Genomic DNA, 16,112 nt, shown 5'->3' with positions numbered 1-16,112 from the left:
GGTCGCCCCTGACGGTGACCGGGTGGTCGTCGTCGACCCCCGAACGGGAGCGTACGGTGTTTGCGCAAACATCGGAAGGGGCGGCGTCCGATCTGCGCACCGTGCAGCGCGTTCTGCCGTCCGGCACCCTGTTCTCGCACGGGAACCCCGCCGCGGCGAGGTTCGCGGGCGAGGACGGGGTGCCTCCCGATCCCGCAGCGGGCGACGGCGGACGAGAGGGGGCGACACGGTGGGTCGGTCGGCGACCGTCCGGGTCAGAGCCCGCCCGTGCCGAGCAGCAGCCCGAGGAGGTACGTCGCCCCGGCCGCCCCGTAGCCGATCGCGAGCTGGCGCAGCGCGCGCCGGAGCGGGCTCGCCCCGGAGAGCAGCCCCACCACGGCGCCCGTGCCGAGCAGCGCGAGCCCGACCAGCACGGCGGCGACGACGACGGCGACCAGCCCCTGCAGCCCGAACAGGTACGGCAGCACGGCGATCACCGCCCCCGACGCGAAGAAGCAGAAGCTCGAGCCGGCCGCGCCGAGGGCGGTGCCGAGGGTCTCGTGCTCGACCGGGGCGGGGGTCGGGGCCCCCTCGGGGGCGCGGGAGGCGCCTCCTGCGCTCCCGGCACCGCCCGCGTCGACAGCGTCGCCGGGAAGGGCGTCGGCCGTGTCGGCCCCGTCGCCCGCCGGCTCGGCCCCGCGGGTCGTCGCGACCGCCTCGCCCGGCAGCCGGAACGGCGACGTCACGGGCGTCACGGCGCGCAGGACGTCGCGCGCCCGCGCCTCCGCGTCGACCGGCGACATGCCCCGCGCCCGGTAGACCAGCGCGAGCTCGTTCGCGTCGACGTCGAGGTCGGGCAGCACGCTCCGCGCCGCCGCGTCGGGGGTCGAGGCGTCGAGCAGCTCGCGCTGCGACCGCACCGAGACGTACTCGCCGGCCCCCATCGACAGGGCCCCGGCGAGCAGGCCCGCGAGGCCGGTGGCGAGCACGACCCGGTTCGGCACCCCCGAGGCGCTGATGCCGAGCACGAGCGCGAGGTTGCTCACGAGCCCGTCGTTCGCCCCGAAGACCGCGGCCCGGAACGACCCCGAGAGGCGGTTGCGCCCGCGCTCCGCGAGCCCCCGCACGACCTCGCCGTGGATGCGCTCGTCGGCCGCCATCGCGTCGGTCGCGTCGGCGTCGGTCGCGTACGGCGACCGTGCCTCGGCGCTCTGCACGAGGGCCAGCACGAAGATCGAGCCGAAGCGGCGGGCCAGCAGGCCGAGCACGCGGGTGCGGAGGTCGGTGCGCACCGGCCGCCCGACGTCGTCGCCGAGCAGGTCGAGCCAGTGCTGCGCGTGCCGCGCCTCGGCGTCGGCGAGGGCGACCAGGATGGCGCGCTCCTCGCCGGTGCGGCGACGGGCGAGGTCGCGGTAGGTGGCCTCCTCGGCGCGCTCGTCGGCGAGGTAGCGGCGCCAGCGGCGGAGGTCGCTCGTGTCGGTCATGGCCTCATCGTGCCTCCTCGGGGCCGCCCGCGCGTGCCGACCCGTCACGGAGCGCTGCTCGGACCGGCGGGAGGCGCGCCCCGCGACCTCCGGACCGGCCGCGGGGCCGGGAGGCAGGCCCGGGCGCCGGGGGTGACCGGCCGACGACGCGACTAGCGTGGCCGGGGTGACCCGCGCCTCCGCCGACTCCCCCGCCGGGCCCTCCGCGGCCGCCCCGCGCTACCTCGGGGTCGACCTCGCCTGGCGCGACTCGACGCCGGGGCGACCCGCGAACGAGACCGGCCTCGCCGTCGTCGCGGCCGACGGCACCGTGCTCGACGCGGGCTGGGCGCGCGGCGTCGACGCCGTCGAGGAGTGGGTGCTGCGCTGGGCGACCCCCGGGTCGGTTGTCGCGATCGACGCGCCGGTGCTCGTGCCGAACGCGACGGGCATGCGCGCGAGCGAGCGCGAGGTCTCGCGGTCGTACGGGCGGTGGCACGTGGCGGCGAACGCGAGCAGCGCCTCCCTGCCCTGGCTCGGCGGCCGCGACCTCGGCGAGCGCCTCGAGCGCGCAGGCCTCGTGCTCGACGACGGCGTGCAGCCCGTGCCCGAGGGCAGCGCCAGCTACTTCGAGTGCTACCCGTACACGACGCTCGTGGGGGCGGCCGAGCTCGGCTACGACGAGCGTCGGCCGCGCTACAAGCGGCCCGACACGACGCTCCCGCCGGAGGCGCGGCGCGAGGCCCGAGCAGCGGTCTGCGACGACCTGCTGCGCCGGCTGGGCACGCTCTCGGCCGCCTCCCCGGCGCTGGAGCTGCGCTCGCACCCGGTGTCGCGCCTCCTGCTCGACGAGCCGTCGCCGCTCGTCGACCGGGCCTACAAGCACCGGGAGGACCTGCTCGACGCCCTCGTCTGCGCGTGGACGGCGTCGCTGCGGGCGCAGGCCCCGGGTCGGCTGCAGGTGCTCGGGCACGCGACCGAGCCGGATGCGCGAGGGCGTCGCGCCACGATCCTCACGCCGTGCCGCGACGAGCAGCGTCGGCAGCCGGCGCCGCAGCCGCTGCGGGGGCATCCGGTCGCCACGGCGGCCGCGCCGAGCCGCGCGTCCGGGCCGCCGCCCGGCGTCACCGTGCGGCCCACGGTCGCGGACGACTGGCGGGAGGTGCGCGACCTCCGGCTCGAGATGCTGGCCGACACCCCGCGGGCGTTCGGCGAGACGCTCGCCGCCGCGCAGCCCCTCGACGAGCAGGCCTGGCGGCTGCGGGCGGCACGCGGCACCTCGGCGACCGGGGTCTTCCTGGCCGCGGTCGACGAGGCCGACGGCCGCTGGCTCGGCACCATGGGCGGGTACCTGCCCGAGCCCGGGCACCCCATGCTCGTCGGCGTGTACGTCACGCCGACGTCGCGGGGCGCCGTCGCCGGGGTGGCCGACGCGCTGCTCGACGGCGTCGTCGCGTGGGCGAGGGGGCACGGCGACGCGCTGTTCCTCCAGGTGCACGAGGCCAACGACCGGGCGATCGCGTTCTACCGTCGCCATGGCTTCGCCCCGACCGGCGCGACCTCGCCCTACCCCCTCGACCCGACCGCCCTCGAGCGGGAGCTCCGCCTGCCGCTACAGTGAGCCCGACGACGCCCGGCGGGGGCGTCGCGACAGCCGGACCGGGGGGCCACGATGGCCGAGAGCAGCTACGACTACTTCTTCAGCGGGCCGCACGACGCGGCGCGGCACCTGATCGACTCGACGGTGCAGGCCCAGGGCTTCGCCCTGGAGGCGATGCCGAACGGCACGACGAAGGCCGTCCGCGGCAACCTCGCCACGACGCTGCTGTTCGGCGGGCTGGCCGGCAAGGGGTTCCACGTCACGCTCTGGCTCGCCTACTTCGTCGACGACCAGGGCCGGCTCGTGGCCCGCATCTCGCGCGACCTCGGGACGGCCGCCGTCAAGGGCGGCGCGATCGGCGCCTCCCGGGCACACTCGGCCTTCGTCGACGTCGCCACCGCGCTCGGCCACGCCGCCGCGGCGAGCGCCGGCCACGTCGAGGGCGGCGCGCCGCAGCGCTGACCGCGGCCGCGTCGCCGCCCCGGCCTCAGCGCCCGGTCGGCGTCACCCGACGTCGCCGTCGACGTAGAGCCAGCGCCGGTCGGCCGGGCCGCCGGCGTCGCCCGGCACCCGCTCCCGGACGAAGCGGCTGACCTCGTGCAGCACGCCCGCGCCGTCGGCCGAGCGGTGGTGCGCCCCGAACTCGACCACGCCGTCGTCGTCGAACGGGCCGCCGGCACGGGTGCCGAGCACGTCGAGCCGGTACCAGCGGGTGCCGGGGTCGAGCTCGAGGTCGCCCGGCCGGGTCGAGGGGTGCCAGGTCGCGAGCAGCCACGCCTCGTCGTGCAGGGCGAACGCGGTGAAGCGGCTGCGCATGAGGCGCTCGGCGGTCGGGGCGGGCCGCTCGCCGCGGAGCAGCGGCCCGCAGCAGGCCCCGAAGGTCTCGCCGCTCAGGCAGGGGCAGCGGGTGGCGTCGTCCATGGCGACCATCCTGCCGCGTCGGCGGCCACCCGACCGCGGCCCGACCCGCGCCTCCCCCGTCCCGGGGCTCCCCGAACTGGGCGTCGCCCGGGAGCCCGCTGTGCTGGCACGCTGGGCGCATGTTCCCCGACGACCGTGCCGCCCGCCCCGTGCACGAGCCCGCGCTCGTGTTCGCGCACGTGCGCGCCCGGCTCGACGGCGCCGCGGCCCTCGACGGCGACCGCACCCGCGCGGGGGCGCTCGCCCGTCGCGCGCACCTGCCCCGGCTCTCCGCGGCGAGGACGGCCCGGACCCTGGCCGCGAACGGCTTCCGCACCGACGCCGGCGACCTCGTGCTCGCCGCCGACCTCAAGCGCGACGGCACGGTGCTGACCGACTTCACCGGCACGATCCTGCTCGAGTCCCTCTCGCTCGGCCGCCGCTTCTACGGCCTCTGGGTCGAGCCGACAGCGCCGACCCCCGACCAGTGGGCGAGCGTCACGGGCATGTTCGACCGCCTCGGCCGCCTGCTCGACGCGCGGCTCTGCCCGGTCGACGAGCTCAGCTCCTAGACCCCGCCCGCGGCGAGCACGCACCGCACGCCGCACGGCGCCGCCGCGGCGGTACGCTCCCCCCATGTACGCCCTGCCCGCGGGAGCGCTCCGCCTCGTCCACCTCAGCGACACCCACCTCTCCGGCGACGGCAGCCTGCACCAGGGGGTCGTCGACACGACCGCGGCCCTCGACCGCGTCCTCGCCGAGGCCGACCGGGTCGAGGGGGTGCGGCTGCTGGTGGGCTCGGGCGACCTGTCGGACGACGGCACCCGCGACTCCTACGCCCTGCTGCGCGAGCGCCTCGAGGCGTGGGCGGGCCGTCGTGACGCCGCGGTCGTGCTGGCCCCGGGCAACCACGACGTGCGCGAGGGCTTCGGCGCCGTGCTCGGCGACGGGCACGGCGGGTCGGCGCCCGACTCCGTCGAGGTGCCGATCGACGGGGTGACCGACCTCGACGGGTGGCGCGTGGTGACGCTCGACAGCTCGGTACCGCGTGCGGGCTGGGGCTCGCTCCGCCCCGCGCAGCTCGCCTGGCTCGGCGAGCTGCTGGCGACGCCGGCCGAGCGCGGCACCGTGCTCGTGCTGCACCACCCGCCCGTGCCCGCACCGACGACGCTGCACGAGTCGCTGGCGCTGCAGGCCCCGGAGGCGCTGGGCGCGGTGGTCGAGGGGACGGACGTCCGCGTCGTCCTGGCCGGGCACTACCACCACCACGTCGTCGGCTCGCTGGCCGGGGTGCCCGTGCTCGTGGCGCCGGGCGTGACGAACGAGACCGACGTCGCGGCGCCGCACGGCACCGAGCGGGCCGTGCGGGGCTCGGCCTTCCTGGTCGTCGACGTGCTCGCCGAGGGCCCGGTGCGCTCGACCGTGGTGCGGGCGCACGCCCGCGGCGACGGCGACGAGGTCTTCGTGCTCGACGAGGAGGCGGTGCGTCGCATCGCCGCGGAGGCCGGCCCGGCGGCCCCGCTCCGCTGAGCACCCGCTGCGGCCCGCGTCGGCCGGCGGCGACCCGCGGCGACCCGCGGCGCGCCCAGGCGGCCCGGCGTACGCTCGACGCAGCACCCGGGGGCTCCCGTCGCCCCCGCCCGAGCAGGAGGAGAGCCCGCATGCGCGTGGTCGTCGTCGGAGCCACGGGCAACCTGGGAACGGCCCTGCTGACCCGGCTCCAGGCCGAGCCCGAGGTGACCGAGCTCGCGGGCGTCGCTCGCCGGGCGCCCCGCACCGCCTCGCCGCCCTACGGGGGCGTCGCCTGGTTCTCGATCGACGTCGGCGACGACGTCGCGGTGGCCCAGCTCGCGCACGCCTTCGAGGGCGCCGACGCCGTCGTCCACCTGGGGTGGGCCCTGCAGCCCAGCCACGACCGCGACGGCATGTGGCGCACCAACGTGACCGGCACCTCCCACGTCCTCGCCGCCGCGGTGCGCGCGGGCGTGCCCCACGTGCTCGCGGCGTCGTCGGTCGGCGCCTACAGCCGCGGCCCCAAGCGCCGTCGCGTCGACGAGACGTACCGCACGAAGGGCGTGCGCCGCTCGAGCTACTCCCGACAGAAGGCCGCCAACGAGCGCGCGTTCGACGAGTTCGAGCGCGAGCACCCCGAGGTGACCCTCACTCGCATGCGCCCCGGCCTGGTCTTCCAGCCGGCCGCGGCGAGCGAGATCGTCGGCCTCTTCCTCGGCCGCTGGGTGCCCACGCGCTGGATGCAGCGCCACCGGCTCCCCTTCCTCCCGCTCGCCCCGCGCTTCGTCTCGCAGGTCGTCCACGCCGACGACGTCGCCGACGGGTTCTGGCGAGCGATCGACAGGCAGGCCGGAGGCGCGTTCAACCTGGCCGCGGAGCCGGTGGTCACCCCGGAGCACGTCGCCGAGGCCTTCGGCACCCGCCTGCTGCCCGTGCCGTACCGGGCGATGCGCGCTCTGGTCTCGGTCACCTGGCTGCTGCGCCTGCAGCCCACGGAGCCGGGCTGGCTCGACATCGCGGCGAAGATCCCGGTCATGTCGACCGACCGTGCACGCCGCGTGCTCGGCTGGGCGCCCCGGCACAGCTCCGACGCGACGCTCCGCGAGTTCGCCCGGGCGATCGCGTTCCGCGGCTCGCACGACGGTTCGCACCCGCTCAGCGGCTGACGGCGTCGGGCGTCGGGCGCTGGCGGTGGGCGTCGCCTGGATGTCGGCGGCGGCTGTGCGTGACCCGAACGGCCCCGACGAGCGCGGCGTAGCGTCACGGCATGACCAACGACGATCACTCCAAGGGCCTCGACGAGGCGACCGAGACCACCGACGACCCGACGTTCGACAGCCCGCGCAGCGACGGCACCATCCGTGAGATGCAGTCGACCGAGCCGGGCGACTCGCCCGCCCTGGACGACGACGAGATCGACGCGGACGCCGTGAAGACCCTGCCGGGCACCGGCGGCCCGGACGACGTGGGCGAGATCGAGGTCGACCCGTCCGAGCTCAACCTGTCGGGGGACTCGATCCCGGGGCACCCGAAGCCCGAGTAGCCCGAGCAGGCCGGCGTGGCCTGGCGGCCGCGACGGCCGCGGAGCTGGCCCTGGCCCCGGCTCGTGGTGGTCCCCCACAGGAGACGCCCCTGCGTGTGAAGCTCCGCACCCTGTGGGGAACCACGAGCCGGCCTAGGCGGGCACAGCCCACGGTACGGCGTCCAACTGGGAGCCACCAGGGGTTGCGTACCCCAGAAAAAGCTGATCAGCCGCTGTTTTTAGCTAGACGGGCTAACGAGGCTGTCTAGCTACCGGCCTGAGGTCGTGGACGAGCGTGTGCTCACCGCTGGGCTCCGTGAGGTCATGGCCCGACGGGACCCGCGACTCCTATGCTGACGACGTGACCGACTCCCCCGCCTCCGCGCCCGTCCTCGTGCTGATCGACAAGGTCACGGCGGGGGGCCCGCCGCTGGCCGAGGGCGAGACGGGCTGGCACGTGGTCGAAGCGCACGAGCCCGTCATCGACGTGGCCGACCTCGGCGTGACGCGGGGCGACGGCGTCTTCGAGGGGCTCGGCGTCGCCGACGGCGCGATCCAGGCCCTGGAGCCGCACCTGCGCCGCCTCGCGCGGTCGGCCGCGATGCTCGACCTGCCCGAGCTCGACCTCGACGTGGTCCGCGAGGCCTGCCTGGCCTCTGCACGGCTGCACGAGCCCGCGCCCTTCCTCCTGCAGAAGTTGGTCGTCACCCGGGGCGTCGAGGGCGGCGACGGAACGCCCACCGCGTGGGTGCGCACCGACGCGATGCCCGACCACGCCCACGAGCGACGGGACGGCCTCGCCGTGGTGGCGCTCGACCGCGGCTACCGCCACGACGTCGCGCAGACCTCGCCCTGGCTGCTCCAGGGCGCCAAGACGCTCTCGTACGCCGTCAACAAGAGCGTGCTGCGCGAGGCCGCCCGCCGCGGGGCCGACGACGTGATCTTCGTCAGCAGCGACGGCTACGCGCTCGAGGGCCCCTCGGCGTCGCTGATCGCGCGCTTCGGCGACCGGTTCGTCACGCCGAGCACCGACCAGGGCATCCTCGAGGGCACGACGCAGGCCGCGGTCTTCGAGACGCTCGAGGCCCTCGGCCACGAGACGGCGTACGAGCTGCTGCCGATGGAGAGCGTCCGCGCGGCCGACGCCCTCTGGCTCGCGTCGAGCGGCCGGCAGATCTCGCCGATCTCGTCGCTCGACGGCGTCCCCGTCGCGTTCGACCGCGACTTCTCGCAGGACCTCGCCGACGCGATGGAGGCGCGGCGCGACTAGCGGCGCGGCACGGCCAGGGGAGGCGGGGGTCGCCTACCGACCCGACCGCCGCCTCCTCCGGGCCACCAGCACGCCGACCCCCACCGCCCCCGCGACGGCGGCCGCCCGGCGCAGTGCGGGCGCGTGCTCCTCGGCCCGCAGCCACCAGCTGTGCGATCGGGCCCACGCCGGGTGGTCGCCGTGCACCTCGTGCCCGCCCCCCGGGTGGTGCAGGCCGCTCGTCTCGCGGGGCGGCGACGGGGCGTCCCTCCGCTGCCCCCAGAAGAAGTACCGCTCCGTGACGTCGTCGACCAGGCGGGGGCTGATCGCCTGGGCGACGACCGCCAGCTTCGCCTGGCCGCCCACGAAGAGGTCGCGCACGGGGTGCTCGGCGGCGTGCAGCACCGCCTCGGCGACCGCCTCCGGCGGGTACGTCATGTCACGGTGCGCCGGGTGCTGGTCGAGGTAGCTCTGGGCGTCGCGGTCGAACGGCGTGTCGACGCGGCCGGGGTGCACGAGGGTCACCGAGACGGGCACGTGCTGCGCCTCGAGCTCCGTGCGGGTGGCCTCGACGAAGCCGTGGACCGCGTGCTTCGCCGCGGAGTACGTGGACTCGAGCGGGGCCGCACGGTCACCGAAGACGCTGCCCACGGTGACGAGGGCGAACGCGCCTCCCCCCTCCTCCGCCGCCCGGGCCCTGAAGTGCGCGAGCGCCCGCCGGGTGCCGTGCACGACTCCCCAGAAGTCGGTGTCGAACAGCCGGTGCATGTCGTCGAGGGTGACCTCCTCGACGCCGCCGAAGACCGAGATCCCGGCGACGTTCACCCAGGTGTCGACGCCGCCGAACTGCTCGACGGCCGTCTCGGCGATGCGGTCGACGTCGTCCGGGTCGCCGACGTCGGCGACGACGTGCACGACGCGGGCGCCCCGGGCCCGCAGCCGTTGCTCCTCGGCGATCAGCGCCTCCCTGTCCCTCGCGGCCGTCACGACGGCCGCGCCGCGCGCGGCGAGGGCCCGCACCGCAGCGAGCCCGATGCCGCTCGTGGCGCCGGTGACGACGACGACCTGCTCGGCCAGGGGCCGGAGGTCGCCGTCGCGGACGCGGCCGGGTCGGCGCAGCACGGCGGCGAGCGAGCGCGGCGTCCTCACCGGGGCGTCAGACGGCCGAGCGCGTGGTGCCGCGGCGGCCGAGGAGGACGCCGAGCGCGACCATGCCGATCGCGAGGACGAAGTGCAGCCAGTCGTCGGCCGAGTTCAACGGCACGAAGTTGGCCTGGCTCTCCTTGTCGATGACGAGGCCGTAGATCCAGAGCACGGCGTAGACGATGCCGCCGACGATCAGGTACAGGCGGGCGCTCCGCACGGCGCGGGCCAGCGCGACGCCGAGCACGCCGAACAGGAGGTGCACGACGTTGTGCAGCACCGAGACCTGGAAGACGCCGAGCAGCAGGGCGCCCGAGCCGTGGCCGGCGCCGTGCAGCTCGCCGACGTTCGTCGTGAGGCCGGGGATGAAGCCGGCCAGCCCCACGACGAGGAAGACGACGCCGACGACGAGCGAGGCCTTCTGCACGGGGGTCTCGGCGAAGCGGTGACGGGCGGTGGTGGTCCGAGCTGAGGTGCTCATGGGGATCTCCTTCGTGGTGGGCCCTGGTGGTCGGTCCCGTCCCATGAAGGCCGCCCGGCCCGGCGGTGTCCGGGCCTTGACAGGGGCACGGAGCACGGGGCACGCGCGGGCGCAGGGGCGGACGGAGCGAGCCCGGCCCGACGCCGACGGCGGCCCCGGCGAGGCCGCTCGAGGGGCGCCCGGTCCGGGCGGGGTACACCGGTATCCACGAAGCGAACGTTCATGGCGCTAGCTAGTTCTTCTAGACATCTGCGTGTCACACTCGTCTCGACGCCGATTCACGGCGGCGTCACCAGCCCCGAGTTCCCCTCTAGGCGTTCGCAGGACCGCCAGGAATGAGATGAACATGACCACCCCGCTGCACCCCTCCGCCCGTCAGCTCGCCGGCCTCACGGCCGAGCAGCTCGTGCGCCACGTCCGGTCGCGCGTCGACGTCACGAGCGACAGCTCGTACCTCCGCGACGAGCGCGTGCCCGCCGCCCGCATCCACCCCTACCCCAAGCGTCGCCGCCTGTCGTCGGAGCCGACGACCGTGCACGTCGACGCCGCCCCCGCGGCGGTCGCCGAGCCGACCTACGCGGACTTCCTGCGGCTCGAGACGTCGCGCCAGCTCGCGACCGCGTAGCGGGCCGCCGCACCGCACGACGGAGGGCGGGTGCCCCGTCGCCGGGTCGATCTCGATCGACCACGGTGACGGGGCACCCGCCCTTCGCCGTGCCACCTCCGACGACGCGGGGGGGGGGGGCGGGAGCGGAGGCGGGGCACGGCCACCGGGGTCTCCCCCGGGTGGCCGGCCCGCGCCTCCGGCAGGCCCCTAGGAGGCGCGGCTCCGCAGCAGCGTGAAGCTCGCGTCGCGCACGAGCAGCGTGGTCACCGGGCCCTCGACCACCTGGTCGGGGTCGCTGGAGCTGGCCAGCTCCCACTCGCCGTGGGGCGCCTCGGGCACCTGGAACTCGACGACGCTCGTCGAGCCGTTGGTAAGGAAGGCGAAGGCGTCGGCGTCCTTGTGCGTCAGCACGAAGGTGATCGCCTTGTTCTCGCCCTGCTGCCAGTCGCCGCTCGAGAACGAGTGGTCGTCGGCCCGGCGCACCTGCACGTGGTCGTCGCTCTCGACCTCGGGCGCGTAGCGGAACCAGTCGGGGCGCAGCGCCGGGTTCTCGCGCCGCAGCGTGATCAGCTCGCGCGTGAACTCGAGCAGCTCGAGGTCGGCCTGCTGCCAGTCGAACCACGAGATCTCGCTGTCCTGGCAGTAGGCGTTGTTGTTGCCGCCCTGGCTGCGCGCGATCTCGTCGCCGCCGAGGATCATCGGCACGCCCGCGCTGACGAGCAGCGTGCCGAGGAAGTTGCGGCGCTGACGGTCGCGGTACGCGTTGACGGCGCCGTCGTCGGTCGGGCCCTCGATGCCGCCGTTGAACGACTTGTTGTCGCTCTCGCCGTCCTGGTTGTCCTCGCCGTTGGCCTCGTTGTGCTTCTCCTGGTACATCGTCAGGTCGGCGAGGGTGAACCCGTCGTGGGCCGTGACGAAGTTGACGCTCGAGAGCGGCGAGCGCCGCGAGTCCTCGTAGACGTCGGGGCTGCCGAGCACGCGGTCGGAGAAGGTCGACAGCACGCCGGGCTCGCCGTTCCAGAACTCGCGGACGTCGTCGCGGAACTTGCCGTTCCACTCCGACCAGTCGGCCGGGAAGCCGCCGACCTGGTAGCCCGCGGTGTCCCAGGGCTCGGCGATCATCTTGACGCTCTTCAGCACCGGGTCCTGGTGGATGAGGGTGAGGAAGGCGCTGTGCTCGCTCGCCTCGCCGCCCTGGCGGGTCAGCGTGGTGGCGAGGTCGAAGCGGAAGCCGTCGACGTGCATCTCGGTCACCCAGTAGCGGAGGCTGTCCATGATGAGGGCGAGCGCGGCGGGGTGGCTGACGTTGAGGCTGTTGCCGGTGCCGGTCGTGTCGAAGTAGGCCGACTCCTCGCCCTCGACGAGGCGGTAGAAGGCCGCGTTGTCGATGCCCTTGAACGACAGGGTCGGGCCCATGTGGTTGCCCTCGGCGGTGTGGTTGTAGACGACGTCCATCCACACCTCGAGGCCGGCCTCGTGGAAGGCCTTGACCATGGCCTTGAACTCGGCGACCTGGCCGCCGCGGGTGCCGGCCGCCTTCGAGGCGTACTCGTCGTGCGGGGCGAAGAAGCCGATGGAGTTGTAGCCCCAGTAGTTGCGGAGGCCCTTCTCCTCGAGGTGGCTGTCCTGCACGAACTGGTGCGTCGGCAGCAGCTCGACGGCGGTGACGCCGAGGTCGGTGAAGTACTTGATCGCGGCGGGGTGCGCGAGGCCCGCGTACGTGCCGCGGATCTCCTCCGGCACCTCGGGGTGCTGGCGCGTGAAGCCCTTCACGTGCACCTCGTAGACGACCGTCTCCTCGAGGGGCGTGAGCGGGCGCTCGTCGTCGCCCCAGTCGAAGCTGCGGTCGGCGATGACGCTGCGCGGCATGGCGGGGGCGGAGTCGGTGGTGTCCATCGTCTCGGGGTCGTCCATGTCGTGGCCGAACACGGCCTGGCCCCAGTCGAAGGTGCCGTCGAGGGCGGTGGCCCACGGGTCGAGCAGCAGCTTGTTCTCGTTGTGGCGGAGGCCCGCGGCAGGGTCCCAGGGGCCTGCGACACGGAAGCCGTAGCGGCTGCCGACCCGCGCCTCCGGCACGACCGTGTGGAACACGTGGCCGGTGCGCTCGACGAGCTCGGTGCGGTGCTCGGCACCGGGGGTGCCGTCGGCCGCGTCGTCGTCGAACAGGCAGAACCAGATGTGGTCGGCGGTCTCGGAGTACACGGCGACGTGGGCGCCGCCGCCGTCGAGGGGCGTGACGCCGAGGGGGTAGGGCTTGGAGCGAGATGCGGTCATCACTCAGATCTACAGGAGCGCGGGAGGCGCGGGCCAAGCTGAGCGGTCCGCTCGCCCCCGTACCCCTCCCCCCGCCCCCCCAAACCCGCCCCGCCCCTCCTCTTCCCCGCCCCTCCCCGCCCCGCCCGGGTGCCCCCGGGCGCGTACCGCATGCCCCCGGGCATGTCCGACGCACCCCGTTCCGTTCAACGAACCCCGATGTAAGTGGGTTCGTTGAACGGAACGGGGTGCAGTGCTCATCCCTCCCCAGGATGCGCGTCGCCACCGGAACGGTCGAGCCGCGCGACGACGCCACACCTGCGCGCAGCGAGGCGAGACCCTGCCACGATGGACTCTCCCCCGGATCCCTTTCTCGTCCGTCTCCTCTTCGCAGCCACCCACGGCGACCACGACGCGGCGCTCGGCCTCCGGCGCGGTGCGGCAGCGGGCGTCCTGCGGAGGGTGCACCGCGGGGTCTACGTGGAGGAAGAGACGTGGTCGCGCCTCGACGCTCGAGGCCGACACGTGATCCGCGTCCGTGCCGTGACCGCGGGCCTCTCCGCCGAGTGCGTGGTGTCGCATCGATCCGCGTCGGTCCTGCACGACATGCCCCGGGTCCGACTGGAGGTCCCTGCTCGCGTCGACGTGATCGACCCTCGGCGGACCACGACCAAGACATCGGCCCACCTCCTGCGCCGTCCCGGACGTCTCGACCCGAGCGACCAGGTGGTGGTGCAGGGGATGCCGGTCACGACAGCAGCCCGGACGGTGATCGACCTCGCACGCTGCGCCCCGTTCGCCGATGCGGTCCTCTGCCTCGACGCCTTCCTGCGCCGGGAACTCCTGCCGAAAGGGCACCGGGACGGAGCGGCGGTCGACGAGGCCCTCGCTGACCAGAAGCGCGCGCTCATGGCCGCCGCCGAGGCCAGGTCGACCCGAGGAAGCCTCCGAGCCGCTCGCGCCATCGACTTCGCATCGCCCTGGGCGGAGAACGGCGGGGAGTCGCTCATGAGGATCGCCCTCCACGAGCTGGGTGCGGGCCCCGTGGAGCTGCAGCGGTCCTTCAGCTCAGGAGGGGTGTTCGTCGGGCGCTGTGATTCCTTCCTCACGGACTGGGACGTCGCGGTGGAACTGGACGGCCTCGTGAAGTACCACGACCCTGTCATGCTCGCAGGAAGGACCGCGGCGGTCGTGGTCCGGAACCAGAACCGTCGAGATCGACGCCTGCTGCAGCTGCCGGAGATCGCCGGGGTGGTCCACTGCGACTACGGCGATGTGACCGCCCCTCAGCGCCTCGCCACTCTGCTCCAGGACGCGGGGGTGCGGTTGGACCCCCGCCGAGTGCGCTCGGCGACCGCCGCCGCTCGGCTTCGGTTCGACGCACCCCCTCCGCACCCCGTTCCGTTCGATGAACCTCGTTACGAGGGGGTGCGTTGAACGGAACGGGGTGCGGAAAGGCGAACGGCGGCGGCGGGCTAGCTGACGTGCACGTCGGGGCGGCGGGAGCGGTTCGGCTCGGCGCGGCGGAGCACCTCGCGCGTCACCGGGGCGACCTCGCCGGCGCCCGTGACCAGGAAGCGGCCCATGTTCGACAGCGGCCCGCCCTCGGTCCACTCGAAGTAGATGTCGGGCGCGACCCCGGTCTCGTCGCGGATCGCCAGCAGCACCGAGGCGAGCGTGTTCGGCACCGCACCGCTCGTGACCCGCAGAACTCGGTAGCCGTGCACGACGTGGCCGGTGACGACGAGGTCCTCCTCGAAGTTCGACGAGTCGCCCGGGTGCACCTCGACGAAGATCACGGGCGCCCGCTGCGGGATCCCGCTGTAGCGCCGCTCGGCCGTCAGCTTCTTCTTGTAGATCTCCGCGACCTCGCGGCCGGGCTCGTGCGCGATGAGCCGGATCGAGCCGTACTCGTCGGCGTCCTCCCGCACGTAGCCGAGCGCCGTGTCGTCGAACGTGATCGACGTCGCCCGCAGCTGGAACGACCGCCGCACCCGCGAGACGAGCGAGACCACCATGATCCCGACGATGAAGATCGCGGCGATCCGCACGCCGTCGGGCCGTTCGACGACGTTGACGATCGTCGTGTAGACGAACACGAGCGCGATGGCGCCGAAGCCGATCGTGCGCTTGCGCTGACGGGCACGACGTGCCGAGAGCGTCACCGCGACAGAGGCGCTGGTGATCAGCACGAGGACGCCCGTCGCGTAGGCCCCGCCCTGGGCGTCGACGTCCGCGTCGAAGACGATGGTGATGACGAACGCGATCACCGTGAAGACCAGGACGAGCGGCCGCACGGCCCGGGCCCACTGCGGAGCCATGCCGTAGCGGGGCAGGTAGCGCGGCACGAGGTTCAGGAGCCCGGCCATGGCGGAGGCGCCGGCGAACCAGAGGATGCAGATGGTGCTGACGTCGTAGAGCGTGCCGAAGCCGTTGCCGAGGTACTCGTGCGCCAGGTACGCCAGGGCGCGGCCGTTCGCCGACCCGCCGGACTGGAACTCCTCCTGCGGGATCAGCAGCGTCGTGACGAAGCTCGACAGGATGAGGAAGGAGCTCATGATCAGGGCCGCCGTGGTGAGCAGTCGCCGAGCGCCGCGGATGCGCCCGGTGGGCCGCTCGTCGGTGTCGTCGGGGTCGCCGGTGATCTGCGGCATGACCGCGACGCCGGTCTCGAAGCCGGAGAGCCCGAGCGCGAGCTTCGGGAAGACGATGAGCGCGATGCCGACCATCACGACCGGGTTGCCGTGCTGCACCGTGAGCGCCTGCCACCAGTTGCCGATCACCACCGTGTTCTCGGCCACGTGGAAGATCGACACGGCGATCACGACCAGGTTCAGCAGCAGGAAGACGCCGACCAGCACGACGGCGATGCCGATCGCCTCCTTGAAGCCGCGGAGGAAGACCGCCGCGAGGAGGGCGACCAGGAAGAGCGTGATCGGCACCTCTGCCCCGTGGAACCACTCGGGCGTGAACGGGTTCTCGACCGCGTGCGCCGTCGCGTCGGCCGCCGACAGCGTGATGGTGATCATGAAGTCGGTGGCCGCGAAGCCGAGCAGCACGAGCACGAACAGCTTGCCGCCCCACCAGGGCAGCAGGCGCTCCAGCATGGCGATGGAGCCCTCACCACGCGGGCTCTCGCGGGCCACGCGACGGTAGACGGGCAGCGCGCCGAGCAGCGTCAGCACGACGAGCACGATCGTCGCGAGCGGTGACAGCAGGCCGGCGGCGACGGCGGCGATGGCCGGCTGGTAGCCGAGGGTCGAGAAGTAGTCGACGCCGGTGAGGCACATCACGCGCCACCACGAGTGGGTCTTCTCCACCTTCTCGGCGTGCGGGCCCTGGTGGGCGCCGGAGTTCTCGGTCAGGCCGTCGAGCAGCCAGTTCCGGAGGCGCGCGCCGGCCA

Annotated in this window: 15 protein-coding genes; 9 read left to right on the top strand and 6 right to left on the bottom strand. The window is 74.3% G+C overall.

What is annotated here, in order from left to right; translation table 11 throughout:
- Positions 1-254 precede the first annotated feature (254 nt).
- Positions 255-1,463 (bottom strand): VIT1/CCC1 family protein, encoded by a 1,209-nt coding sequence (locus tag JOE43_RS05565; RefSeq protein ID WP_209515542.1) that lies wholly within the window; start codon positions 1,461-1,463, stop codon positions 255-257.
- Between the two features lie 166 nt (positions 1,464-1,629).
- Between JOE43_RS05565 and JOE43_RS16135 the strand changes: the two genes are divergently transcribed.
- Entirely contained in the window at positions 1,630-3,063 is a 1,434-nt protein-coding gene (locus JOE43_RS16135) for a GNAT family N-acetyltransferase (RefSeq protein WP_209515539.1), read from the top strand.
- Between the two features lie 51 nt (positions 3,064-3,114).
- Entirely contained in the window at positions 3,115-3,504 is a 390-nt protein-coding gene (locus tag JOE43_RS05555) for a hypothetical protein (protein WP_209515536.1), read from the top strand.
- 42 nt (positions 3,505-3,546) lie between these two features.
- On the opposite strand, the gene JOE43_RS05550 is transcribed toward JOE43_RS05555, so the two are convergent.
- Positions 3,547-3,963 carry a YchJ family protein gene (locus JOE43_RS05550; protein ID WP_209515532.1) on the bottom strand — a complete coding sequence of 139 codons (417 nt, stop codon included), beginning with the start codon at positions 3,961-3,963 and terminating at the stop codon, positions 3,547-3,549.
- Between the two features lie 119 nt (positions 3,964-4,082).
- Here JOE43_RS05550 and JOE43_RS05545 point away from each other — a divergent pair, with 119 nt between their 5' ends.
- From JOE43_RS05545 to JOE43_RS05525, 5 genes are all read left to right on the top strand, one after another.
- Positions 4,083-4,514, top strand: coding sequence for a hypothetical protein (locus JOE43_RS05545; RefSeq protein ID WP_056052120.1), 432 nt, complete (start codon positions 4,083-4,085; stop codon positions 4,512-4,514).
- Between the two features lie 64 nt (positions 4,515-4,578).
- Positions 4,579-5,472, top strand: a complete 894-nt coding sequence (locus JOE43_RS05540; protein ID WP_209515529.1) for a metallophosphoesterase — start codon at positions 4,579-4,581, stop codon at positions 5,470-5,472.
- 131 nt (positions 5,473-5,603) lie between these two features.
- Complete coding sequence (locus JOE43_RS05535) at positions 5,604-6,620, top strand: NAD-dependent epimerase/dehydratase family protein (RefSeq protein ID WP_209515526.1); 1,017 nt, start codon at positions 5,604-5,606, stop codon at positions 6,618-6,620.
- Positions 6,621-6,721: 101 nt separating this feature from the next.
- Positions 6,722-6,997, top strand: coding sequence for a hypothetical protein (locus JOE43_RS05530; protein ID WP_209515524.1), 276 nt, complete (start codon positions 6,722-6,724; stop codon positions 6,995-6,997).
- Positions 6,998-7,337: 340 nt separating this feature from the next.
- Positions 7,338-8,246 (top strand): aminodeoxychorismate lyase, encoded by a 909-nt coding sequence (locus JOE43_RS05525; protein WP_307803253.1) that lies wholly within the window; start codon positions 7,338-7,340, stop codon positions 8,244-8,246.
- A gap of 33 nt (positions 8,247-8,279) precedes the next feature.
- On the opposite strand, the gene JOE43_RS05520 is transcribed toward JOE43_RS05525, so the two are convergent.
- A complete protein-coding gene (locus tag JOE43_RS05520) occupies positions 8,280-9,374 on the bottom strand; it encodes an SDR family oxidoreductase (RefSeq protein ID WP_209515522.1) in 1,095 nt (364 codons plus the stop codon).
- Between the two features lie 7 nt (positions 9,375-9,381).
- Positions 9,382-9,849: a DUF4383 domain-containing protein gene (locus JOE43_RS05515; protein ID WP_209515519.1), complete on the bottom strand. Its 468-nt coding sequence runs from the start codon at positions 9,847-9,849 to the stop codon at positions 9,382-9,384.
- A gap of 346 nt (positions 9,850-10,195) precedes the next feature.
- Between JOE43_RS05515 and JOE43_RS05510 the strand changes: the two genes are divergently transcribed.
- Positions 10,196-10,474, top strand: coding sequence for a hypothetical protein (locus JOE43_RS05510; protein WP_192128617.1), 279 nt, complete (start codon positions 10,196-10,198; stop codon positions 10,472-10,474).
- A 189-nt stretch (positions 10,475-10,663) separates the two neighbouring features.
- Here JOE43_RS05510 and glgX read toward each other — a convergent pair whose 3' ends face one another.
- Entirely contained in the window at positions 10,664-12,730 is a 2,067-nt protein-coding gene (gene glgX, locus JOE43_RS05505) for a glycogen debranching protein GlgX (RefSeq protein WP_209515516.1), read from the bottom strand.
- A 327-nt stretch (positions 12,731-13,057) separates the two neighbouring features.
- Here glgX and JOE43_RS05500 point away from each other — a divergent pair, with 327 nt between their 5' ends.
- Entirely contained in the window at positions 13,058-14,146 is a 1,089-nt protein-coding gene (locus JOE43_RS05500) for a hypothetical protein (protein ID WP_209515514.1), read from the top strand.
- 38 nt (positions 14,147-14,184) lie between these two features.
- Here the strand turns inward: JOE43_RS05500 and JOE43_RS05495 are convergent, their stop codons facing one another.
- Positions 14,185-15,999 (bottom strand): amino acid transporter, encoded by a 1,815-nt coding sequence (locus tag JOE43_RS05495; RefSeq protein WP_245187373.1) that lies wholly within the window; start codon positions 15,997-15,999, stop codon positions 14,185-14,187.
- Positions 16,000-16,112 lie beyond the last annotated feature (113 nt).

This window comes from Frigoribacterium sp. PvP121 (assembly GCF_017833115.1).
In the GTDB taxonomy this organism is placed as follows: domain Bacteria; phylum Actinomycetota; class Actinomycetes; order Actinomycetales; family Microbacteriaceae; genus Frigoribacterium; species Frigoribacterium endophyticum.
The sequence above is the reverse complement of the archived record's forward strand: the minus strand, read 5'-3'. Positions and strand labels throughout refer to the sequence as shown.